Origin of the sequence: Wolbachia endosymbiont of Folsomia candida (genome assembly GCF_001931755.2) — a bacterium.
GTDB lineage: Bacteria > Pseudomonadota > Alphaproteobacteria > Rickettsiales > Anaplasmataceae > Wolbachia.
The window spans coordinates 333,102-357,199 of sequence record NZ_CP015510.2 but is presented as its reverse complement, the minus strand read 5'-3'; the positions used below and the strand labels follow the sequence as shown (position 1 = coordinate 357,199).

Annotated in this window: 19 protein-coding genes; 6 read left to right on the top strand and 13 right to left on the bottom strand. The window is 32.3% G+C overall.

Annotated features, from left to right (window positions below; translation table 11 throughout):
• The first annotated feature begins 196 nt into the window (after positions 1-196).
• A complete protein-coding gene (locus ASM33_RS01670; protein ID WP_110409324.1) occupies positions 197-1,072 on the top strand; it encodes a DMT family transporter in 876 nt (291 codons plus the stop codon).
• A 55-nt stretch (positions 1,073-1,127) separates the two neighbouring features.
• Positions 1,128-2,441: a UDP-glucose dehydrogenase family protein gene (locus ASM33_RS01665; RefSeq protein ID WP_110409325.1), complete on the top strand. Its 1,314-nt coding sequence runs from the start codon at positions 1,128-1,130 to the stop codon at positions 2,439-2,441.
• 2 nt (positions 2,442-2,443) lie between these two features.
• Here the strand turns inward: ASM33_RS01665 and ASM33_RS01660 are convergent, their stop codons facing one another.
• From ASM33_RS01660 to ASM33_RS01620, 9 genes are all read right to left on the bottom strand, one after another.
• Positions 2,444-3,610: an MFS transporter gene (locus tag ASM33_RS01660; protein WP_110409326.1), complete on the bottom strand. Its 1,167-nt coding sequence runs from the start codon at positions 3,608-3,610 to the stop codon at positions 2,444-2,446.
• 162 nt (positions 3,611-3,772) lie between these two features.
• Positions 3,773-4,816 (bottom strand): threonine aldolase family protein, encoded by a 1,044-nt coding sequence (locus ASM33_RS01655; protein WP_110409327.1) that lies wholly within the window; start codon positions 4,814-4,816, stop codon positions 3,773-3,775.
• Entirely contained in the window at positions 4,813-5,862 is a 1,050-nt protein-coding gene (locus ASM33_RS01650; RefSeq protein ID WP_110410525.1) for a threonine aldolase family protein, read from the bottom strand. The genes ASM33_RS01655 and ASM33_RS01650 overlap by 4 nt, the downstream gene beginning before the upstream one ends.
• Positions 5,846-7,639 carry an ABC transporter ATP-binding protein gene (locus ASM33_RS01645; RefSeq protein ID WP_110409328.1) on the bottom strand — a complete coding sequence of 598 codons (1,794 nt, stop codon included), beginning with the start codon at positions 7,637-7,639 and terminating at the stop codon, positions 5,846-5,848. Before ASM33_RS01645 ends, ASM33_RS01650 begins: the two co-directional genes overlap by 17 nt.
• Positions 7,640-8,629: a phytanoyl-CoA dioxygenase family protein gene (locus ASM33_RS01640; protein ID WP_110409329.1), complete on the bottom strand. Its 990-nt coding sequence runs from the start codon at positions 8,627-8,629 to the stop codon at positions 7,640-7,642. It abuts the gene before it with no gap.
• A gap of 4 nt (positions 8,630-8,633) precedes the next feature.
• Entirely contained in the window at positions 8,634-10,328 is a 1,695-nt protein-coding gene (locus ASM33_RS01635; RefSeq protein ID WP_110409330.1) for a class I SAM-dependent methyltransferase, read from the bottom strand.
• A complete protein-coding gene (locus ASM33_RS01630; protein ID WP_112477195.1) occupies positions 10,289-12,616 on the bottom strand; it encodes a glycosyltransferase in 2,328 nt (775 codons plus the stop codon). Before ASM33_RS01630 ends, ASM33_RS01635 begins: the two co-directional genes overlap by 40 nt.
• Complete coding sequence (locus ASM33_RS01625) at positions 12,573-13,004, bottom strand: NAD-dependent epimerase/dehydratase family protein (RefSeq protein WP_237342933.1); 432 nt, start codon at positions 13,002-13,004, stop codon at positions 12,573-12,575. Before ASM33_RS01625 ends, ASM33_RS01630 begins: the two co-directional genes overlap by 44 nt.
• Positions 13,005-13,072: 68 nt before the next feature.
• Positions 13,073-13,981: an IS4 family transposase gene (locus ASM33_RS01620; protein WP_110409331.1), complete on the bottom strand. Its 909-nt coding sequence runs from the start codon at positions 13,979-13,981 to the stop codon at positions 13,073-13,075.
• Positions 13,982-14,021: 40 nt separating this feature from the next.
• Between ASM33_RS01620 and ASM33_RS01615 the strand changes: the two genes are divergently transcribed.
• Both ASM33_RS01615 and ASM33_RS01610 read left to right on the top strand, forming a co-directional pair.
• Positions 14,022-15,008, top strand: a complete 987-nt coding sequence (locus tag ASM33_RS01615) for an integrase core domain-containing protein (protein ID WP_157956347.1) — start codon at positions 14,022-14,024, stop codon at positions 15,006-15,008.
• Positions 15,009-15,243: 235 nt separating this feature from the next.
• Entirely contained in the window at positions 15,244-16,212 is a 969-nt protein-coding gene (locus tag ASM33_RS01610; RefSeq protein WP_110409333.1) for an IS110 family RNA-guided transposase, read from the top strand.
• Between the two features lie 358 nt (positions 16,213-16,570).
• Here ASM33_RS01610 and ASM33_RS01605 read toward each other — a convergent pair whose 3' ends face one another.
• A complete protein-coding gene (locus ASM33_RS01605; RefSeq protein WP_237342907.1) occupies positions 16,571-16,879 on the bottom strand; it encodes a transposase in 309 nt (102 codons plus the stop codon).
• 38 nt (positions 16,880-16,917) lie between these two features.
• Here ASM33_RS01605 and ASM33_RS01600 point away from each other — a divergent pair, with 38 nt between their 5' ends.
• On the top strand, positions 16,918-18,393 hold the full coding sequence (locus tag ASM33_RS01600) for an IS4 family transposase (protein WP_157956338.1): 1,476 nt from the start codon (positions 16,918-16,920) through the stop codon (positions 18,391-18,393).
• Here the strand turns inward: ASM33_RS01600 and ASM33_RS01595 are convergent.
• The 3 genes from ASM33_RS01595 to ASM33_RS08460 all read right to left on the bottom strand — a co-directional run bounded on the left by ASM33_RS01595 (position 18,319) and on the right by ASM33_RS08460 (position 20,205).
• Positions 18,319-18,876 carry an NAD-dependent epimerase/dehydratase family protein gene (locus ASM33_RS01595; RefSeq protein ID WP_237342932.1) on the bottom strand — a complete coding sequence of 186 codons (558 nt, stop codon included), beginning with the start codon at positions 18,874-18,876 and terminating at the stop codon, positions 18,319-18,321. The two genes, ASM33_RS01600 and ASM33_RS01595, sit on opposite strands and share 75 nt — an antisense overlap.
• Positions 18,877-19,025: 149 nt before the next feature.
• Entirely contained in the window at positions 19,026-19,763 is a 738-nt protein-coding gene (locus ASM33_RS01590; RefSeq protein WP_237342931.1) for an NTP transferase domain-containing protein, read from the bottom strand.
• A gap of 259 nt (positions 19,764-20,022) precedes the next feature.
• The gene (locus ASM33_RS08460; RefSeq protein ID WP_162297600.1) at positions 20,023-20,205 is read right to left on the bottom strand and encodes a hypothetical protein; all 183 of its coding nucleotides are present in this window, start codon (positions 20,203-20,205) and stop codon (positions 20,023-20,025) included.
• 2,309 nt (positions 20,206-22,514) lie between these two features.
• On the opposite strand from ASM33_RS08460, the gene ASM33_RS01575 reads away from it, so the two are divergent.
• A complete protein-coding gene (locus ASM33_RS01575) occupies positions 22,515-23,549 on the top strand; it encodes a virulence RhuM family protein (protein ID WP_110409336.1) in 1,035 nt (344 codons plus the stop codon).
• Positions 23,550-24,098 lie beyond the last annotated feature (549 nt).

Genomic DNA, 24,098 nt, shown 5'->3' with positions numbered 1-24,098 from the left:
TTTATGCAGTGAGGTTATATGAAAGCGTAATAGCAGTTTGTTGGGGAAGTTTTATGTGTTATATGTTGAAAGCTTATTTTGTTGGAGTTGTTTGGTTTATACTCAGCTTACTTAGCAGCGTGGCTATGGAACACTCTAAATCTTTTATGCAGTGAGGTTATATGAAAGCGTAATAGCAGTTTGTTGGGGAAGTTTTATGTGTTATATGTTGAAAGCTTATTTTGTTGGAGTTGTTTGGTTTATACTCAGCTTACTTAGCAGCGTGGCTAATGATACTATATCAAAATATCTAGGTTTATACCTACAAAGTTTTGAAGTAATTTTTTTCCGCTTTTTATTCAGCACTATTACTCTTATACCTTTTATGTTTTACTACGGAATAAAGACTTTTAAAACAAGTCAAATATCTATTCAGATAGCTAGAGGAGTATTGTTATTTTGTGGAATGACCTTGTGGACCTATGGGTTGACTATTTGGCCTATAGTAACTGCAACAATTATAAGCTTCTCTATACCATTATTTATTATACTTCTTGCAATACCTTTACTCAATGAAAATATAATTTGGCAAAGATGGGTAGTCACTGTTATTGGTTTTGCCAGTATTGCTATTACTACAAAAGCTTATAGTAAAGATTGCGACCCTAAAATTCTTATTTTCATTGTATCTGCATTCATCTTTGCTATATTAGACATACTTAATAAGAAACTTGTGATCAAGGAATCAGTAATAAGTATGTTATTTTATTCAGCTCTAACAACAACTGTTTTTTCTGCTGTACCTTTGCTATTTTATTGGCATATGCCTTCTTTGTTAGAATTAGTTCTGCTATTTATCTTAGGGGTTAATTCAAATTTAATTCTGTTTTTCGTATTAAAGGCTTTTACCTTTGCTGACGCTACTGCTCTTGCACCATATAGATACATAGAACTAATAATTTCTGTAGTAGTAACATACATGATGTTTAATGAATTACCTGATAAAAGTGCTTTGTATGGTACTTTAATATTAATACCATCAACTTTGTTTATAGTTTATTCAGAGAATAAAATAATTAAGGGTATGAAGTAAGTTATGGTATTTTAGATAGATGGACTGCGTTGAGAGATATTGGGGAGTAGTAATAATGTATGTAACTATTGTAGGGATAGGATATGTGGGTTTAGTATCTGGTGTTATGTTATCAGAACAGGGTCATAGCGTTGATTGTATTGATATAAGTACTCGAAAGATTGATTCATTAAGGTCAGGGAAAATTCCCATATATGAGCCTGGATTAGCAGACTATCTAGAAAACAATATAAAATTACAAAGAATAAGATTTTTCGATTCATATTCTCAAGTTAATCCTAACACAGAAGTAGTATTTATAGCTGTAGATACCCCATCAGACTCTCTAGGTAGTGCAAATTTAAAGAATGTGTATAAGTCAGTAAGTGAAATTTCTAAAAGAGTTACTCAAGATTGTTTAATAGTTATAAAGTCAACTGTTCCTCCTGGCACTACAGAAAATATATATAATTGCTTACTTAATGAGGGCTATAACCGTGATGTAGGAGTTAATCCAGAATTTCTTAAGCAAGGCTCTGCGGTATCAGACTTTTTACATCCAGATCGAATAATAATAGGAGTAAAAACCAAGCAGGCTAGAGTAAAGCTAGAAGCTATATATAGGTCATTCACAGATAGAAATATTCCGTTAATAGTCACTGATACAGTTACTGCTGAAATGATAAAGTATGCTTCTAATGCCTTTCTAGCTACAAAAATTGCTCTTATAAATGAGATAGCAGGTTTATGTGAGACATTAGGAGCAGATATTGATCTTTTATCTGATGGTATAGGGATGGATCACAGGATAAACAAAGAATTTTTAAAAGCTGGGCCAGGTTTTGGAGGATCTTGTTTCCCTAAAGACATATCAGCTTTAATAAGACTTGCGGAAAAGCATAATGTAAGGTTGCAAATTTTACACTCTGTAAATGAATCCAATTTTAATCATATCATTAACATTGCTAAAAAGATAGAGACTGTACTAAATGGTGTACAAAACAAAAGAATAGCTATATGGGGACTAACATTTAAATCTGGTACTGACGATATTAGGAACAGTCCAGCTGTAGCTATTGCAAAACTATTAGCAAGTAATAATGCTAAAATCACTGCCTATGATCCAGTTGGAACAAATAATGCCAAACAAGTTCTAAAGGATATAGAGTATACCAACAATGCTACAGAAGCAGCAAGGGATGCAGAAGCTTTGTTGTTGTTAACGGAGTGGGAAGAGTTTAAAAATCAAGATTTTATAATTTTAAAAGATGTTATGGCTATACCTAATATTTTTGACTTTCGTAACTTGTTAGATAGCGAACTATTGCTAAGGTACGGTTACAATGTTTACTCTATAGGCAAAAAGGCTAAGCTTATCTGCGAAGTCTAACGTTAATAGATGCTCTTTATATTAACTTTGTGTAGTTGTTTGGAATTTCTGCTTGATAATACGAAAAAGCAAACAGATGCAACAGCAGAACAAATAAAAAAGAATGTGAACATCATGTTGTGACCAAAATATTCCACCAGTAACCCTAAAACTACACATGAAAATATTGAACTTGCAATATATCCAAATAACCCTGTCAAGCTTACAATTGTACATACATTATTTTGTGGAGCAATGTCTACAGCTATGACACCTGTTAGTACTTGTATCCCAAATATAAAAAATCCTGACAGAGCTGCCCAAAAACTCATAAGAACTACGTTTTGGCAAAAGTTCATTACAATAAAAGTAAGTGCTATGCTTAACATGTAAAGTAATGCCAGCAAGCTTCTATTTTGAGAGAAATACATATCGCTAACTCTTCCCGTGATTAAAGTTCCAAGAATTCCACCTAAATCATATACACCTGTTATTAATGAGGATTGTAAAAGAGAAATCTGTAATCTATCTTGCAAAATTATAGGAAACCAAAAAAAGATTCCCATTTTAATAATATAAGTGCAAAAAGTGGCATAACATAGAAACCATATAGGATTTGGTACTCTTGCACAAATGTGAGGTTTCTGTATTTTATAAATAGCAAGATGATACTTCTTCTCGTGGTACGCTTTTATTGTTATGTAAATTCCAAAAAATAAACATAGAAGACCAGAATATAAAAATGCACTTTTCGCACCATGTATTTTAATTATGCTTGGTAACGCAATTAAAGTAAGGCAAGAACCAAGTTGCTGAGATACACTCATAACTCCCCACAATGATGCAATTGAAGAGATACTAGAATTTGTAACCATAAACTTAGTAATAGCTGGCCATCCTACTCCTTGTGCACAAGCTAACAATATTAATGTTAACAGCAATAAGGTTAGGTTATTATATAATAGGACTATACCAATGGTTGATAATCCAGTTACAACATTGCATAATCCAAACATAAATAACGGATGATTTTTGAAGTCCATTATTATCCCGTTAACAAATTTTGAAACTCCGTAAAAAAAAGAAAAGCATGCAAAAAAATAGCTTAATTTTACATGATTCATGAATTCATTATCTATTAACAGTGGTAGAGCAATTGGTATACTTTGTCTTGATAAATAAAGTAGCACATATCCACAAAAAAACAGTAAATACTGAAAGAATATACAGTTCACACCTATTTCCAAAATAGCTCTATGATAAATTATGCAATAATTAGCATAATACTATATTGGTATAATATTACGAGGAGTTTGCAAACTGTTACTGTAGAACATTAATAACAATGGAAATTATTCACTTAGTATTTTCCTTATAGTAGATGCAGTTGTATTAATATCCTCATAGCTTATATCTCTATGCGTTATAACTCTGATCTTACCTCTTATGTTGGCCATTCTAATTCCATAATTAGTCATTAGTGTATCTATTAATTTCTGAATAGACATAGAATCAGCACGTAATGAGAAATACGCTATATTAGTCTTATAAATGTCAGTATCGATTATAACTTGATCTATAGAACTCAGGCTTTCTATGAGGTGTTGCATTTTTTTATGATCTTCTTCTAAGGAATTTATATTATTATATAAAGCATATAAGCATGCAGCAGAAATAATGCCAGCTTGATGTATAGCTCCACCAATTTGAAATTTATAGTACCAAGCTTTTTCTATGAATTCTTTGCTTCCAGCTAACACTGCTCCCATAGGGGCACCTAATCCTTTGCTAAAATCAATAAATACAGAGTCAAAGTAACTTGCATACTCTTTCGGAGGAATTTTAGTATGAGTACAAGCATTAAATAATCTTGCACCATCTAAATGAGTAAGCACGTTATTTTTTTTACATAGACTTGAAATTTCTTGAATGTACTTTAGAGGCCATACAGCCCCACCACCAAAATTTGTTGTCTGTTCAATGGATACTAACCCAACTTTTGGGACATTTCTTAAGCTAGGACGAATAATAAAGTCCATAATTTGGTCTTCAGTAAATATTCCTCTCGTTCCTTTAATAGGTAAAGGAGTTGCATGTGCCTGGGCTGCAATTAATCCAGATTGCACTATTAATGGATGTGAAGTCTCATCAAGTATAAGATAATCACCTGGTCTTTGAATATGTACTTTATAAGCAATCACATTACACATCGTCCCTGAAATCAAAAATATTCCTGCTGGCTTACCTAGTGTTTTACATGTGGCTTCTATTAATTCATTTACTGTCGGATCTTCACATGCAGCTTCATTTCCAACTTCTGCTTTAGCCATTACTTCCCTCATCTCAATTGAAGGATTAGTATTTGAATCACTAAAGAAATCTATTCTTATTTTCATACCAAATTTAATACAACCTCCTTTATAATTTCAGCAGCATTTACAATATCTGCCTTTTCTATGCCTAAGTGGATGACTGCTCTTATGTGAGACTCAAGCCAAGGAAACAACAGTAAACCATAAGCTTGACACTGGCTCAAAAAAACTTCATTAGTCACATTGAGTTCTTTTATACTAAAGCTTACTATATTAGTTTCTGGATAAGGCAGTATTAGCTTGATATATGGAATTTCCTTAATTTTGTCTGCAAACAATTTAGCGAGCTCATTATCTTCTTTAAGCCTAGACACATTATTCTGCAGTACGTATTTTGCTGCATTAGCATAGTACCCTATCTGATGATAACCACTACCCAGCCAAACTTGTAACTTCTTAGCCTTTTCAATTATCTCTCTTTTACCCATAAGCATTGAACCAAAAGGAGCCCCAAGTCCCTTAGTGAAAGAAAAGCTCATTGTATCAACATGCTTAGCATAATCAGCTAAAGAAATATTTGTTTCAACATGAGCATTAAATATTCTTGCACCATCTAAATGAAGATTTATATTGTAAGCTTTTAAGAAGTTATATAACTCTACCTGTTTTTCAAAAGGATAAATTTTACCGTTAAACCCATTTATACTATTTTCTATAGAAACCAAACTCACTTGAGCAAAAATTTTATATCTCGGCTTAGAATTAATAGCATATTCTACTTCATTAACATCTAATATTCCACTACTATTCCTAATACAGTTAAACACTATGTTATTCACTTTTGCATTGCCTGCACTATCGAAAAAATTAACATGATAATTATAATGAGTGATCAGCTCATCACCTGGACTCGTTTGACTAGCAATAGCTAACCTATTTGCAAGCATACCACTAGTTACAAACAATGCTTCTTCTACTTTGAATAACTTCTTACAATATTCTGATAAGTCATTACAGCTTTTATCTTCACCGTAAGCAAAGTCTCCAACAGTTGCATTACTTATTGCATGTATAACATTATGGCTTTGTAAAGTTGTAGTATCACTTCTCAGATCAATAGTTTTTTTCATTGTTTTCTTTGATATATAGACAGCCAATTTGTGCATCCCAAAGTTCTTTATAAAGACCTTGCTTGGAAACTAGTTCAATGTGTTTACCATCTTGTACAATTTTTCCTTTGTCAAATACTAGAATTCGGTCCATATGTAAAAGTGTAGAAATGCGGTGTGCTATAGTAATGGTAGTTTTGTTTTCCATTAACTTAAATAAGCCCATTTGAATTGTTTTCTCTGTTATAGAATCTAACTGACTCGTTGGCTCATCAAGAAATAATATCGGAGCGTTTTTTAGAAATGCTCTTGCTATTACTATTCTTTGCCTTTCTCCTCCGGATAGCTTTATGCCTTTTTCTCCAACTGTAGTTTTATAGTGATCTGGCAGAGTCATAATAAAATCATGAATACCAGCTAATTTAGCAGCTTTTATCACTTCTTCGTTAGTAGATAGAGGGTTACCATACATGATATTTGCTGAAATAGTATCGTGAAATAACAATGGATCTTGAGGTACTACAGAGATTTGTTGCCTCAAAGAACTCTGTGTAACTTCTGATACTACTTGGTTATCAATCTGTATGTTACCTTTTTTGACATCAAATAACCTTAGGATTAAGCTTATAAAAGTAGATTTACCACCACCAGAATAACCAACTAGCCCTACTTTTTCGTAAGGGTTGATGGTGACTGAAAAATTTTGAAATAATGGTTCCTTATCTTCATAAGAAAAATCAACATTATTAAATATTATTTTCCCGCTTACTACAGTTAATCTCTTAGCATTTTGTTTATCCTGAATTTCTGGTATAGTGATTAGGATGGGTAGTGCATCTAAAACCTTGCCGTAGTGAGCAGAAAATTGAGCAAGGTTTCTAGTTAAATGATTGAGAAACTCTATGATAGATATGTTAATTCCAAGTACAAGCGCAATATCTCCTATTGCAATCTTGTTCAATTGATAGTCATGAATTAAAAAATATAAACTTACTGCTTGTAGTAAATCAAATGAATAACCATATACAAGCCAAAGCCAAAAGTATGCCCATTGTAATTTCCTTTCTGAAAAGGTCTTTTTCTTGCATATGTAAGAAAATTTACGTCTCTCATATGCTTTCTGAGAAAATAACCTTATTGATATAATGTTTAAAATACTATCAGCTATGCTGGCTATAACTTGTGAACTTTGCTGAGAATGATTATCAGCTAACCCAGTAAGTGTTCGAAAGCTAAAAATTGAGATTAAAGTAAAAATACTTACCCAAGTAAATGTAGCTATTGCAAATTTTATGTTTACTAGTGATAAAGTATAAATAGCCAAGATCAATGCTATACTATAACTAAAGAAACAGTCTATAAATAATCTTATTAACTCTATTACACTATCCATTAAGTTACTAGCCTTATGTACTAAACTTCCAGATAGATTATCCTGATAATATGAATGGTCTTGCTGAAGCAGCCTATAAAAAGACATATCTGCTATTTTCTCACGTAGTGAGGTAAACATTCGAATATCAACAAAGTAACCATAAAATCTAAAAGCAGTAGTGATAAGTAATGCCATAAAAATGTAAGCACTTACAGGTAACAAGAGATTTTCAATAACATTACCTTCTTGATATTTTACAGCTGTATCTAAGATATCTTTTACTAGGTATTTTCTAAAAGATAAATCGATAGCCACTACCAAAGCAATTAGAAGCATTATAAGCACGTTGAGCTTAAACTTGGACAACATACTTAAAATAAACACTAATATATACTTGAAATTACTAGTTCTACTTTTGTTCATTTATAATGCCAACTCTACCATATTGACTTTTTTATTGAGAAATAGAAGTAGTGAAAACCATAAATTCTTGTATATTTTTCCTGAGATGTCTCCAGCATCATGTAGTGCTGACGCTTGATTTAGGATAAGTAACTTATATAAATCTTGCTTAGCTTTAGCAGTACTAACTCCAGAAATATTTTTAGTTTCATCTGTAAGAAAAGCTAACCAGCTCTTGATAAGCTCTTCCATGCTTTTTTTCTCTATGCCTTCCTGTTGATTAAATAATGATAAGCATTTTCTAAGTATAGATTCTGTTAATTCACCACAATTTAATATACCAAAACCCGAAGGCTGAGGTTTAGGTGTGCAAGGAAGACTTTTATCCTTTATAATCCATCTTGTAACATAGGCAAACCTATCTCTAGCATCTATGTTCTTATCACTACCATGCCATAACCGTGAATCAAAAACTATTGCGTCTCCTGCTGAGATAGGTAGTGACTTAATTTTGTAATCTTTTCGATTCTTCGAGTATTGATCACAAAAGTATGGATGCCAAAAATCAACTAAAGGCTGTATTGTCCAATTGTGACTATCTTCTATAACTTGCAGCACACCTGAAGCTTCGTTAACATTATTCAAAGCTAGCCAAACAGAAAAATGATAAGGATCATTAAAGCTATAAGAGATATCCTGATGGAAGGGAACTGCATCTATTAAATCAGCAGTTTTACATATAATATTTGATTTCTTCTGAAGAATCTGGCATTGAAGTGACTTTTCAAGATAATTTTTAATAATTTCATCTAATATTTGGGATACAATTCTAGTTACTTGAGATGATGTTCCCCATCTTCCAGTGCAGTTTAAATAGTTAGAAGTTGAAACACCTAATTCTTGAGATAATTTTGATATTGTATTTGTTATATCATTTAAAGACTGAGTGATTAATTCTAAAGGAACAAGATTTTTGATAATAAAGAAACCATTTTTTTGCAGTATTTCCATATGATTAACACCTAAAATCAATAACTGATAAATAATCTGTTAAAGGAACAACATCAAAAATCTTAAATTCCTTTATTTGCTTTAATATTTTTTCCCAATCACTTAATGTTCTTAGTTTACCTCCTGTTTCAACCATTATATTAATATCTACAGAGCCTCCTACTGGAGAATGGTAATCTAAGATAGTTTCTATTAATAAAATGCGTGATATTCCTTTATCTTTGACTAACCTTAAATAAGATAGTACTTTATTATCATCGTAATGCTGTAAAAAGCGACAAAAGACACCTAACTCACAGTTCGTAGCTAATAATTCTTCTTGGCTGATAAGCTTGGCTTTTAAATTTTCTACTATCTGTCTAGGTACTTTATGTTCGTTATAGTAATATAAGCCTATAGAATCCTTATTAGGTATATTGGAATAAGCAAGAAATAAGGAGTGTACACCAAACAGCAATATATTTTTAGCATTATCTATATTAACTTTAACATTAAACTCTTTAGTATCAAGTACAGAATATCCAAGCAATGCCTGATAAAACTTGATTTTCCTGCTTTCTGATGTTTCTTTTTCTTTAAAAGATTCAAATGAAGATATTGACTTCTGCCTTAATATATCAGAGATTTTCAACCAATTCTTTTCAGCAGCAACTCTTGCCCACATGATCGCTGCGTTAGATAAGAATGGTATTTCCTTGAAGAACTTACCTTTTGATGATAGTTGCCATAAGTCATTATCCTTATCATAATCGATAAATTCTATTGTCCACAATGCCCTAAGCAGCCTTTCCAAATTTGGTACAATAATATTCAATTTTTGAGATAGAGCTTGTGTAGTGTCAGGTAAAATATTTAACAGATCAAGTTCAATTGCAACATTTGTTAGGTAAGTTTTCCAAAATCCAGACAGTTCTGCAGAAATTTTGTGTACTTGAGATTCTTGACTTAAAGTAAAAATACTACATTTTATATTGCCTGTGATATCGATTTGTCCTAGTGTACCTTCAAAAGTCTCAACTTTTGCCATGCCGTTATAGAATGCATCGACCATTTTAAATCTTTGCTGGTAAACAGGATTACCATTGATATCTATATGAAACCAGCCATTCTGATCCTCGGCAATAGCACACCCTTTATGAAAAACATTAAGCTTTTTATACCATTTATTATGTACTAACTTTCCATGATGATTAATATGTGTAGCTTTACCATCTTTATAAACTACAGCAACACCATCCTTAGAATCTCCAACATAATCATATTCTTCTTGATAAATTCTGTTACCATCTAAATCAATATGAAAAAATTTATCATGTTTTCTGACTACACAAATATCTTCCTGATAGTTTCCAACCCATTGATATGACTGCTTGTATACTTTACATCCTAATAGATCGATATGGTAATATCCTGTTTCATCTTCTACAGCTGATCTATTGCAGTAAAAACCAAAAGTTTTTAAAAATCTGTTGCAATAAATTGCTTCTCCTGTGATATCAATGTGATAAGCGCCAGTATTGTCATAAACAGGTGCAAGTCCTGGCTCGTGAAATTTATCAACTTTTATAAACATATTTTCGTATAGAGGACTCTCTGACAGTTGGTGAAACCTCCCACAGGGCGAAACCTTAATAGATCTAAGATATTTATTATCTTTGGCTAATTGATTAATGGTTTTCTCATGTTGCATGTTTTGCATAATTCATAGTTTAAATAATTCTTTTGTAATCTTAGATACTCACTACTTTGCCATATTTCTTCCAGTTTAACTTCATTAACATTACCAAAATTCCCTAATGTTTTTCGTAGTTCATCTGGAGCACAGCAAGGACTAAATTTTCCTTCATTGTTTATCCATGCTTCTTTACCTAAAAATGGACATTGACCACCTGGAGCCAAATCTTCAATACCTTCTCGAGAGAGAATTGTAAAATTTTCTAACTTTATCTTTTTACCATTTGGCAACAACATATTATCTCTCAGTTCGTATAACCTTCTTACCTCAGTGTTCCACCTACTAATTGCTAACTCATCTCTTCTCATAGAGAGATTCTTGATTTCCTCAAAATGTGCCCAAAGGTGATGTCCTTTCACTCTATCTATGCTATTTTTTATAGCCATCTCAACTATATCATAAAGCTCATGCAAATTACTCTCTAAAAATGTTAATTGTAGAGTAACAGTACATCTCTTACCTGTATCATTAAAGTATTTATCTCGAACATTAAGGAAGATTTTTAGATTCTCTGTTACTACTTCCCATTTTGAGCCTTTCATGATCTTTTCATGAGTTTCCTTAGTTGCTCCGTTCCAGGAAATCTTAACATCAGATAAGATTGGTATCAGCAGTTCAGCCCATTTTTTAGCCCCTTTAATAGGAAAAGAACCATTAGTTGTAAGGTTAAGCTTTAGGTCAAATTCATGACATAAATTTATTATTTCATCAAAATTCTTGTACATCAAAGGTTCACCCATAGTAGAAGGAATTATTTCCCTCAAAGGTGTTCCAGCTGCTTCTGTAATTACTTTTCTGATAGTTTCTATTGACATTATCTTAGGTTTTATCCCTTTGGCTTTCTTCTCCTCTTTAACATTACTATATGGTGAAAAACATTCACACATTACACAAGCAAAGTTACAATAATCTGGATTAGTATCAAAAGTAATTCTCCAAGGACCAGGTTTTACAGGTACTGATTTACCTTTACTTGTAATAACATTACGGTAAACCTTGTTAAGTTGCTCAGTGTGCTCACTTATAGAAGGTACATCACCACTTTTAGTATAAAGATAACCTCTTTGGGCAAGTTTACTATGTAACTTCTGATCTGTAGATAGAACTTGCATTTTCTCTAACAAGCTATTTATATCTCTATGTTTAAATAATAATCCATTTATTTCATCTCTTACATATTCTGCCATACCAGCATAGTTAGCTGTTATAACTGGTACTCTAAGTTGCTGTGCTTCATGTATTACTAATGGTGAATTTTCACTCCAAATTGATGGAACAACTATAGCATCAAGTTTATTAAATACATCGGTAACTATATTTTCATTGTTATAACTTCCCATCCATTCTATTCTTTCTTTGACTGTCTGTGAAAACTGACTAGCAATTGCTTTTAAAGCTTTAGTTTCTTCTCTTACTGCTCCCCAAATTCTAAGTTTTGCTTTAGATGGTAAGCGAGAAAAAGCCTTCAATAACATGTCAACACCTTTCTCAGGAGTATGAGTACCAATATAACCAAAAATAAACTCTTCTTCTTGTACTCTATTTCTATTCCTAAGACGGTTTAGATTAAAACCATAATCAAGATAAGAAATTTTATTTATCGGAATATTAAAATCTTGAATAAATTTATCCATCAAGAATTTCGATGGGGCAATAAAGTGATCTATATAGTCTATTACTTCTCGTGAGTGCTTCATTCTAGTTGAAATCCATTGTGTCCAGTAATTCAAGTCTGAATTAATACACTCTTTATCTCCTGTAAAATACCCCTTATAACATTGGGTTGCACATTTTTGATCTTCTTGTCCATCACAAAGCTGTAATAAATCTTCAGAATTACGTTGAATAAATCTTCCTCGTGGACACATTAACCAGAAGTCATGTAGTGTGAAAACTGTAGGTATATTTTCTTTAAAAGCAACTTCTGGTAGAGTTAAAGATAGGTGATTAAGGTGACCGAAATGAATAAGGTCTGGCTGAAAATCATCTATTATATTTTTGAATACTGTATCCACTTCCTCACTAATGAATCTATTACGATATTTAATATTAATTATATGTAATAAGATACCATTATGGTTATAGTCCAACACCGTACTATAGTGAAAATCAGGTAAGAAAACATTTTCTTGCCTAGTAAATACTTGCACCTCATTGTTATTAGCTAGTTCATGTGCAAGAGTTTGGCTGTACACCTCTGAACCAGCACTATAATAAGGAGGGTAGCCATGAATAACTTTTAATATTTTCATATATTACCATATCTATATTTTTAGGATATTCTTGTGTATTATTTTTCAGACTTTTTATAAATTTGCCTAATCCTACTTCTAATGAATGCTTTGGAGACCAACCAAGTAGCTCTTTAGCTCTAGTAAAATCACCACAAAACTTAGCTACATCAAAATTTCTTGGAGGATAAAAATCAATTCTAGAATGACTCCCTGTAATTTTTAATATAGTTTTTGCTAAATTTTCCAAATTGTATGGGTTATTAGTAGTAAGATGAATAGGGGGGAGAGAAGATTTTTCGTTTTGTAAATATTGAACAGTTAAGTATACACCCTCTATAACATCATCTAAATAGGTAAAATCAAAAACACATTCTTTACCTTCTACTCTAATCGGATTATCTTTCAATGCATTGGTACAGAGTGCAGGAATTACCCTACTACTATGATCTAGTAACCCACCATATACACTTACTTTTACCCATAACTTTGAGAAGTTATTATGTGAAGCATAACCATGCTCTCTCTAAGATTTTCATAGCCTCGCCATAGAGTCATACTTCCTGGTAAATTATCACCTTTTCTATTCATAAACCCACCTAATTTTCCTAACCAAATAATAGCTTGTTTTATGTTTGGAGGTTCTTCGGGCAATGTGGCCACTTGATGCTCACGTATGTAAAGAGCTTTCCACTCTTCATTGCTTAGAACCTTAGTGCAAGCCTCCATAGGATGCGATAAAGCCACTTTTGTTAAATATAAAATTTTAAATGTAATAATGCTCTTTATAGCAATTAATTTCTGTAGCCTTTCCTTTGTAGTTAAACGAGAGCTTTCTATTTTACATCCTGATTTTAAAATTCTAAAGTATTCTTCAATTTTCCATCGTAGCTTATACCAATTTATCCTTTCTATGGCATCTAAAGTGCTATTAACTGGTACATTAGTTAACAAAGTCCAATCGATAGCTTCAACTCCTTTAGGAGGATCCATTTCCTTTGCGCTTACCACATATACAGCGACTTTATCACTTATTTTATGTGCTGTATCTTTTGACCCATAAATGTAAGGCGCTCTGATAGGTATATAGCCTTTCATATATTTTACTTCAATATTTGCTTTTCTTGACTTCTGGTGCCCGTTTTTAGCAACTTCCAAGACGATTTTCTCTTTTACCGGAAGTTGAGCTATGCGTGTTTGCAAATCTGTTTTTCCCTCTTCAGTACAGATAAATTTTCTATTAGCTCGGTTACGGATTACATAAAAACTACCCAATGATTCAGCTATCCATAAAAATTTGAAGATATCTGCTTCCCTATCACCAAGAGTGACAAGTTGTACATCTTTGGAAACGTTATTTATGGTTTCTTTTAGTGTAAAGGTCAACTAATTCGATGACAAAAATGTTAAGATAAAAGAAACATTTTTGAGGGAGTTAGGTATGAGAAGAAACACAGAAGATAAAACTTTAGAGAGAAATTACCAAAGTAAATGGAGATTTTTGATCAAAGAATATGAGCAAACAAAGGCAAAAAAGCATCCATTTTATAGATTTGTAGGCGATTTTTATCACGCTAATGGAATCAACAGACAAACATTCTGTAAATATTATAATAGGTATAGAAATAGCGGATTAGAAAAAGAGTTTTTACCAAGAAAAAGAGGTCCAAGATGGGAAAGTAGAAGAACAGATATTGAAATAGAAAAAGCAGTTATAGAGGAGCGGAAAAAAGGGATAAATAAATATGAAATTTGTGCTATACTAGCAAAAAAGTTGGGCAACAAAACACCTTCTCCATCTGGTATATATAATATTATTAAGAGAGCCGGCATGAATAAGTTGAGCACAAAAGAAAAAGAGGTGAAGAGAAAGATAATCAGGGAAAAAGCTGGAGAATTGGCACATATAGACTGTCATTATTTGAGTAAAGATATGATAATAAATGAGAGCAAAAGATACTATTTAGTGTGTGTAATAGACGATGCAAGCCGTATAGCATGGGCAGAAGTTTTAGAAAATATTCAGAGTCTGAATGTAATGTTTGCAGTGCTCAGATGTTTTAATTATATAAAGCAAAGTTACAGTATTCAGTTCAAAGAAGTAATGACAGACAATGGACCAGAGTTTGCATCAAGAAGTAATTTGGATGGACATCCATTTGAAAGAATGTTAGTTGAAATTGGCTTAAAGCATTTATATACAAGGCCATATAGACCACAAACAAATGGAAAAGTAGAGCGCTTTTGGCGGACTTTAAATGATGATTTGATTGAGGGTACAACGTTTGAGACTGCTCAGGAATTTAAAGATGAATTGTTTAGATATTTAATTTATTACAATGAACACAGGCCGCATCAAGCTCTTGGAGGTATCGCTCCTTTGGGCTTTTTGCAAAATTTGTCAATGAATTAGTTGACCTTTACAATCCCAGTGCGTGACACTTGTATCTTTATGATGTGAGGCATTAGAGCTAAAATACCACGCAGGGAGGGTGAAGCCGACTTGACACTAACGCCAATAAGGCCGAATTCCAGATTTTGCTCCCCTCCCATAGAGTTAAAAGACTGAACAGTATCTTTGGAATTATATCCCGTATTACAAGGTTAGTCTAAACTCTCAGTTTATTTATAGTCTTGGAGGTAATTTTATGCAAGTAAATGCTATTTTGGGTGTGGATATTTCAAAAAAGAAATTTGATGTTTGTTTGCTGATGGACAATAAAAAACGACACAAAGTCTTTCAAAATAATCAGGATGGCTTTGCAAAGCTTGTGGTTTGGTGCAATGGCCATGGAGCAAATCTTATTCATCTGTGTCTTGAGGCAACTAGCTGGTATGGGGAAGATTTGGCTACTTTTATGCACGATTTAGGGCATAATGTTAGTATAGTAAACCCGGCTCAAATCAAGGCTTTTGGCAAAAGTGAGCTGCTCAGAAATAAAACAGATAAATCAGATGCAGCTATGATAGCTAGATTTTGTATCGCTAATAAACCTGCTCTTTGGAAACCAATTGCACCTGAAATGAGGCATTTAAGAGATCTTTACCGTTGTATGCAATCGCTAAAAAATGATAAATTGCAACAGATGAACCGCTTGGAAAATGAAAATATGCATTCCAGCTGCAAAGAAGCTATATCTAAGGTAATTTTGGCAATAGAGGAGCAAATTATTGTTCTCGAAACAGAAATTAATGAGCATATAAATCACTATCCACATCTAAAAAATATGGTAGAAAACCTCAAGACTATAAAAGGTATAGGACATCTTACTGCTGTTGCTGTTATTGCAGAAATGCCAGCGGCTGATAATTTTGACAATGCTAAGCAATTTACAGCTTTTGCTGGTCTAAATCCAGGACATTATGAATCTGGATCGTCTGTAAGTAAGAGAAGTTGCATATGTAAAATAGGATCTGAGCGCGTCCGAAAAGCCCTTTATATGCCAGCTATAGTAGTCAAAAACCATAATAATCATTTTCAAAAATTTTGTCAGCGTCTAGCAAGTAAAGGTAAATGCCCAAAAGTCATAGTCCTTGCGTTAATGAGAAAATTAATGCATGTCTTTTTTGGTATTCTTAAAAACAATCAACCATTTAATTGTAATTTAGTTGGATAATTTGTTTGACATCAAAGACAGTATCTGGGATCTAGCAAGCGAAGGTTGCATATAATACGTTGTTGGCATTGAAAATATATAAATAGATTCTAGCGTCACGCGCTAGAATGACAAAGGCGTGTAGTATTTTTGAGCTATGCAACAAAGCCGGATGACAGGAGGAGTGCTAATGAAATGACACCAAAGGTTGATGTTTTTGGTTTACTTTCTCGCTAAATTAGACGTTCGTACAGTTGTGGATTTATTCGCGGTATCTCAGCATAGATCCCGCTGACAAGCAGCAGGATGACGAGGTTTTTCGATTATTAATGGCTTTGTTGCATAGCTACTTTCTCATTTCCTTTCCCAAGAAATTAGATCATGCAATCAACTGAAATTTAGCGATGCCAATATTAATAAATTCATTGAGTAAATTGCATTTTATTATTACTTCGTTTCTGCGATTTTCTTCCGATTTGTTCTTTAAATGAAATCCAAATATACGCTTAAATCTCCAAAAAAAACCCTCTATGTGAGCCCTTTTTCCATAATTTACATCTTTTTTCCACACCTCTACACCTTCTGCGTGATTTTTATGCATTTTTATTAATTTAATTGCTTCATTTCGATCACACATATAGTCGAATTTTGAACATTCTACTGCATTAACATACTTACTTTTACCCACAAATATAAAAAAGCTAGTAAAATAGCAAATTCATATATTTGATAAAGGGTTTAAAAATGTACGGAGTAAATACAAATACGCAATATACTGATAGCTTAGGGGACAAATGGCTAGAAAGAGAGTTGAGACATGTTAATCTGGGAGATATAAGGCTTAATAAGAGGCTTATTACAACAAGTTATCTTATAGAGCGTAAGGCATCTGGATCAATTAATCAAAGTTGTGGTGGATGGAAAGAAGCTAAGGGCGCGTACAGGTTGTTTAGTAATGAAAAGCTTGAGGCCGAGAAAATTTATTCTTCTCATCATAAAGAAACAGCGGAAAGGATAAAAGGAAATAAGCTTATATTTTCAATCCAAGATACTAGTTATTTGGATTTTGACTCTCATATAAATACCAAAGGGCTAGGCAGTATTTCTAAAGCTTATACAAAGCATAAAAAGGGTTTGCTGCTGCATAGTGCCTTAATGGTCAGTAAAGAAGGATTACCTTTAGGTTTATCTTCTCAACAGTGCTGGGCGCGTCCCGCTAGAAAAGAAGAAACAGCAAAAGAAAAAGCAAATAGGAAATACCGTACTTCTATAGAGGAGAAAGAAAGTTATAAGTGGATAGCAGCACTAAAAGAAACCATAAATAACGTTTCCAAAGATGTACAACTTGTCACTCTTGGTGATAGGGAAGCAGATATCTTCAAATTTTTATGGATAGCTGAATCATTGGGTAGTTTTTATGTAATCCGTAACCGAGCTAATAGAAAATTTATCTGTACTGAAGAGGGAAAAACAGATTTGCAAACACGCATAGCTCAACTTCCGGTAAAAGAGAAAATCGTCTTGGAAGTTGCTAAAAACGGGCACCAGAAGTCAAGAAAAGCAAATATTGAAGTAAAATATATGAAAGGCTATATACCTATCAGAGCGCCTTACATTTATGGGTCAAAAGATACAGCACATAAAATAAGTGATAAAGTCGCTGTATATGTGGTAAGCGCAAAGGAAATGGATCCTCCTAAAGGAGTTGAAGCTATCGATTGGACTTTGTTAACTAATGTACCAGTTAATAGCACTTTAGATGCCATAGAAAGGATAAATTGGTATAAGCTACGATGGAAAATTGAAGAATACTTTAGAATTTTAAAATCAGGATGTAAAATAGAAAGCTCTCGTTTAACTACAAAGGAAAGGCTACAGAAATTAATTGCTATAAAGAGCATTATTACATTTAAAATTTTATATTTAACAAAAGTGGCTTTATCGCATCCTATGGAGGCTTGCACTAAGGTTCTAAGCAATGAAGAGTGGAAAGCTCTTTACATACGTGAGCATCAAGTGGCCACATTGCCCGAAGAACCTCCAAACATAAAACAAGCTATTATTTGGTTAGGAAAATTAGGTGGGTTTATGAATAGAAAAGGTGATAATTTACCAGGAAGTATGACTCTATGGCGAGGCTATGAAAATCTTAGAGAGAGCATGGTTATGCTTCACATAATAACTTCTCAAAGTTATGGGTAAAAGTAAGCCATATACATTGGAGAAGCGTAATATTGCTATATTAAAGTTAAAATCTTTTAAATTTGTTACTTGTTCTTCAACAAATGCTTTACCTTTGGCATAATTATTTATTGGGCTAATACTAGAAGATTCTGTAACTGGTAGTTCCTTTTGTTCTCCATAAACTTCCCTACTGCTAGCATATATAAACCATGGTTTATTTGAAAGTGACTTGCACAATTCTAATAACTTCATTGTACCATCAACATTAACTTTTTGACACAACTCAGGATAAAGTTCACCATGCACAACTCTAGAAATTGCAGCTAGATGAATAACCCCTGTACACTTAGTAAGTAGTGGTATTATGTCTTCAGAAAAAAAACTCAATGGATTGTCACGTAACCTGATATCACAGTTGATTACTTCATAGCCCTGCTTTTCCAACTTTTCCATTAAAGCTGATCCTATCAAACCAGCTGAACCTGTTATCAATACTCTCATATATCTTTCTTACTAGAAAAACCTTCAACACCTACTACTTTCCAAGTAAAACTTGAAAAACATTGACTATTATAAAACTAGTATAAAACAAGTGTCAACTTAAATTAAGTTATAGATTAAATTAAAGAGTAATATTGACTGCTTTTTAATCAAACTTTCTGAAAATAATGCTCAGCTTTAATTAATTCTTCTCTATTATTAACTCCCATTGCTTCTCTTTCGTCAGTGATTACATAACCTATACCTAAATTATGACTTGCCGCAATTGGTACTATATCATTAAGACAACACTCATTAGTCAAATCATTAAATTTTATTTCTTTCACTAAAGTATAAAGATCCTTAGCATATGAAACCATTATCCCAGAGTTTGCAAGAAGCATTTTATCTCCATTTTTTAAGACTTCTTGAACATTGTTATCACTATTAATGATTAATCTTCCATATTGTTTATTTTGACTATTAAATCCAAGAAGAACTAAACTTTTATTGTTATTTCTTAAGTGATCAATCATTTTCATTATTGTATTACTCGATATAAAAGGGGTGTCTCCATACTGTATCAAAACTATATCTTGGTCAGGTAACTGCTCTAGATTTTCTAGGGCAACTTTAACTGCAGTGCCAGTACCTGTAATGTCTTCTTGAACTATTAATTTTATATTATATTTATTGATTGTATCTCTTAAAGTACTAAATCTTTCTAGCTCCTTCAGAACAGGCTTATTAATGACAATTGATAGACTTTTTAAACTCAGCAGTTTTGCATTATGAATTATATGCTCTAAAAGAGTAAAATTTCCTACTTTGTGTAATGTTTTTGAGTACTGTGAACCCATTCTACTGCTTTTTCCTGCTGCTAATATTATCAATGTGTTATTCATCATGACTTAAAAATTGATCAAGGAATAAGTTAAATAATAATTGAAAAGCTGTAAAGTCTATATCTACACTGCGTGTAATCATGTTATGACTTTCTAACAACACAAGAGATGATATAAATTTAGGTTGAGAGCTACATCAGGTCTGTGATAAGTATAGCATACACTATCAATCTTAGATGTACAGTCCACAAGTATTGAAAGTGGCATAAAAAGAAGATAAATAAAAGGGTTGTTGTTGCAGAAAAATGAAGGCAATAATTGATCAAATAGAAAAAGTATTAAATTTAATCCAAGATGAGGATTTAGAAAAGCTAGGAAGATTAAGTGGGATGGATAAATATAATACTAAATTAGTTGGTAAAATGGTATTCAAGGGTTTAATCTCAGCAGCTTCTGCATTAACCCATTCTTTTTTACAATCTGTTGGATGTTCTACCTTCAGCATAAAAACCCCTGCTTATTCTACCCAACTATGCTAAACTTATTACTATGGTAATCAAAAAGATCAACAGTGCAAGTCATAGTGCACATTTTGGTATTTCATTTTCATGCTGTTTATTTGCGTTTTTAAATTGGAAGATACAAGCATTCTGAACAAATTTACCATAGCTTTTAGTCTAATAATTCTCCAAAATCAATTATATTTGAAAAGTAATTACTATCTATTACATCATTAACGTGAATAAGGACTGGACGACATGAAAAGCATTTTGGATTGTTTAGTGTATCTATTTTCGTTTGTACATCTATGACCAATTTTATTTTTTGAAAATTTGATTTCGCAAATGTTAAAGGGTATTAAACTTTGTTTGAATCATATAATCAATCTGACAACCAGCACTATTACCTGTCTTCCTCTGAAAAAATGGACTTTCACTTTACTACTACAAAAGATGCAGTATTTTTTTCTGTAAGCTCCACTAGTTGCTTTAACTCAGCTTGCCTACCAATAAATGATGGAGACATAAAACACGAAATATAAATCTTCGTCTCCATTATGCGTGATAAAATTGGAGACGTAAACAAGTAAATTTCGATCTTTGTCTCCGTGGTAGTTTATTAAAAAGTTCCATTGCGCTTGAGTTTTCAAGAATCAAAAAGGTTTTGCACGTTAAAATACATAGAAACCACCTACCATAAAAGAAGGGATTTTGTATGTCACTTAGAAAGCTAGCTTCTATTCTTTGAAAGGATGTAAACATATCTATTAACTTATCAGAAGGATTCTGATGAACCTTATGGTGTTTGTAGGTTAGTAAGCTTTTCTAATGAGGTTTTCAATTGGGTAGTAATAGATTACTAAGTTCATAAATTTAATAAATTAGTATACCAGTAAAGTAGTTAACATTCAAAATAGATCTAACGCTAGGAAACGCCCGGGCCCTTCGCCACCCACGCGAATTTTATTATGGGAAGGACCCGTAAATTTGGTTAATATGCGAAGGTTTTTTCATTATATTTAGAATAAAATTATATACTATAATTAACTTATTTACTTATATTGCTTCTTATTTAAAATTACTACCTAATGACTCAAGGATACTATTTCTAGTGTGGATATACATGATATATCTTAATATTTAAGCATATTTGTTTTATATCTTCATATTTTTTGTTAACGCTCTGAGTCCAAATCGTCAAAGCACGACTATCAGCTCCATTGTCATTTTGAAGATAAATAAATTACCTTTATATTCTAATTTTAAATAAAAATATATTAAGAAATTAATAGAGAGAAGATGATGCTTTCTAAAAGTAAAAATATTCTGATATCTACTTAAAGATTTTATATTTTGTTGCCAGTTAAAAAAGCAAGGTATGATAAACTTATATTGGCCCTTTAGCAACTTAAAAAATGAGTAGGTTGTAGTAGAGGAAATAGATAGCTCTACATGAATAGCTTTAAAAAATATGGATAGCTTTAAAAACGTTGTTATAGGCGGTAAGGCTGTATTGCTATTCAAGTTCTAGTCTCACCTTATTTTATCTTTAGAACATAGTCACTGCTAAGCAAAAGAAGCCTTCTGACGACAATAACATATCCAGCCTCTGTGAGTTCTTTATATTAAAATAGACATTTAGTAGCAACTCTCAACCTTGAAGAAAGCTGTGGGAAGAACGTATCTATAGACATTTGCCCTAACCTTAACGTCTATAAAGATAAAGTAGTAAAGTAGAATAGAACACATGTACATACCAACTCCTTAAAGCTCAGCTAGCCATAATGATTTTTATAAATCACTTTAAATTCTTTTCAGTATCCATTAACCTTTTACAGCTATAAAACAAAGCTTCTTGTCAATGAATAAAAATGATGATAAGCTTAGTAAGGACTTTTTGTAGTTAGTAAAATTCATGATATAAGAAATAACTTAGAGATGTCTTGTATTCAAGTTTAAACATGGGCTACATTAGCGATAAGGGTATGGGTGGCAAATTTAATCCTAAAATTGTAGAATTGCTTCTAAATCTCATTAAGGGTGGCTTTTGTTTCTGAGCATTTTAAGGTTAAAGGTTTTGCTTAATTAAAATCATTACTTATAATATAGGTCAAAATTTGCAATCATTAACTTCTAAACTAATACTTTTAGTTAAGTCAGTAGTGAATGGAGAAAAGTTCTAAGCATCCTATCGATCTTGCCTGCAACTGACTCAAGGACGAGGCCACAGATTTTGAATAGAAGCAGAACTCGTACGAATATAGTTGCCACTGAAAGTAGAAGAGGCCATAATAACTTAAAGTATGTAAGGTGTATGAATAATAAGCTGCCAGATTACAATGAAATCTTATTCTATGAAACCGATGATGGAAAGGTATGCATAGAAGTCAGGTTTGAAAACGATAATCTATGGCTTACACAGAAACATATGGCTGAACTATTTGGCTGCTCAGGTGATAATATTTCGTTGCACCTAAAGAATATTTATCTAAGCAAAGAATTAGATAAAAGTTCAACTACCGAGGAATCCTCGACAGTTCAAAAAGAGGGACAAAGAGAAGTAAAACGTAATGTAGTGTTCTACAATTTGGAAGCTGTTATATCAGTAGGCTATCGTGTTAATTCAGAACGTGGTACAGCTTTTCGTACATGGGCGACTGATAAACTAAAAAAGTATATTTTTAAAGGCTTTGCAATCGATAGTAATAGATTTAAGAATGGAACAAAATTTGATGCCAGGTTCTTTGACGAGCTAGTTGAAGAAATAAGAGAAATTCGTGCTAGTGAACGTATGGCTTACCAGAAGATTACGGATGTTTATGCAACTTCAGTGGACTATTCAAGTTGTACCATTGAAACAAGAAATTTCTTTGCTATGGTACAAAATAAACTACATTTTGCTATTACTGGAAATACAGCAGCGGAAATCATCGCAAATAGAGCAAATAGAAATAAACCAAATATGGGTCTAACAAGTTGGCGAAAAGCTCCTAAAGAAAAAATTTTTCTTTCTGACACTCAGGTAGCAAAAAACTACTTAGATAAAAATGAAATTGCTCAATTGAATAAAATAGTGAATATGTATATAGATTATGCAGAGTTTCAAGCTGCTAGAGGTAAAGTAATGTATATGAAAGATTGGAAGGAAAAGCTTGATGCATTTTTAAAATTTAATGAGCAAGAGATATTAGACAACCGCGGGAAAGTTTCTCATGAACTAGCAATTGCCTTAGCTACAAAAGAATATGAAGCGTTTAGAAAAATACAAGATAAATCGTACAAATCAGACTTTGATAGATTGGTAGAAGAAAGTAAAAAGAAAAATCTCAGCCAAACCAACTCTGATTAAGAGATCCTATATCCAATTACCTAAAAATTAAATGTTCCTTTTCTATACTTACGCTACAGCAACAATTTTGACATAAATCTCGTTCCCTTAAAATTTTTCTTTTCAACTAACAAAAAATGTGATAGACTAAACTATGGTTTCTTTTACAAAGATAAAAGTTTGGAGTAGATCATGACTTAGGAATGCCTTTTTCTGAAGTTTTAAAGCCTATTACAAGCGTTACTTAGGTATGGTTGGTATAATTTTACCCTCAGGCCTTAGGATCGTCTTAAAAATGGCATTAAGAGCTATTTGTTGTGTTTATGAATATTTTAAGGCTTTTTATTGTAGCGTTTTCATGGCTTTCTACTTCCTAGACATTCTAATTTACTCTAACTTTAATTAACCTTATTATTAACTTACAATCCATTATATATTTTCACATTGTTTATTATTATTTCCTATTATTATTTTATATATATATGTTAGTATTATTTACATATTATAATAATATATAATATTTTCGGAAAGTGGAAAGCTAGCTACTATAGCGGGTTTCAGGGCAATCTG

Coding starts and splice junctions, on each gene's coding strand:
- ASM33_RS01670 (WP_110409324.1), top strand. CDS start 197: ATGTGTTATATGTTGAAAGCTTATTTTGTTGGAGTTGTTTGGTTTATA.
- ASM33_RS01665 (WP_110409325.1), top strand. CDS start 1,128: ATGTATGTAACTATTGTAGGGATAGGATATGTGGGTTTAGTATCTGGT.
- ASM33_RS01655 (WP_110409327.1), bottom strand. CDS start 4,816: ATGAAAATAAGAATAGATTTCTTTAGTGATTCAAATACTAATCCTTCA.
- ASM33_RS01650 (WP_110410525.1), bottom strand. CDS start 5,862: ATGAAAAAAACTATTGATCTGAGAAGTGATACTACAACTTTACAAAGC.
- ASM33_RS01645 (WP_110409328.1), bottom strand. CDS start 7,639: ATGAACAAAAGTAGAACTAGTAATTTCAAGTATATATTAGTGTTTATT.
- ASM33_RS01640 (WP_110409329.1), bottom strand. CDS start 8,629: ATGGAAATACTGCAAAAAAATGGTTTCTTTATTATCAAAAATCTTGTT.
- ASM33_RS01635 (WP_110409330.1), bottom strand. CDS start 10,328: ATGCAAAACATGCAACATGAGAAAACCATTAATCAATTAGCCAAAGAT.
- ASM33_RS01630 (WP_112477195.1), bottom strand. CDS start 12,616: ATGAAAATATTAAAAGTTATTCATGGCTACCCTCCTTATTATAGTGCT.
- ASM33_RS01610 (WP_110409333.1), top strand. CDS start 15,244: ATGCAAGTAAATGCTATTTTGGGTGTGGATATTTCAAAAAAGAAATTT.
- ASM33_RS01595 (WP_237342932.1), bottom strand. CDS start 18,876: ATGAGAGTATTGATAACAGGTTCAGCTGGTTTGATAGGATCAGCTTTA.
- ASM33_RS01590 (WP_237342931.1), bottom strand. CDS start 19,763: ATGATGAATAACACATTGATAATATTAGCAGCAGGAAAAAGCAGTAGA.
- ASM33_RS08460 (WP_162297600.1), bottom strand. CDS start 20,205: ATGCTGAAGGTAGAACATCCAACAGATTGTAAAAAAGAATGGGTTAAT.
- ASM33_RS01575 (WP_110409336.1), top strand. CDS start 22,515: ATGAATAATAAGCTGCCAGATTACAATGAAATCTTATTCTATGAAACC.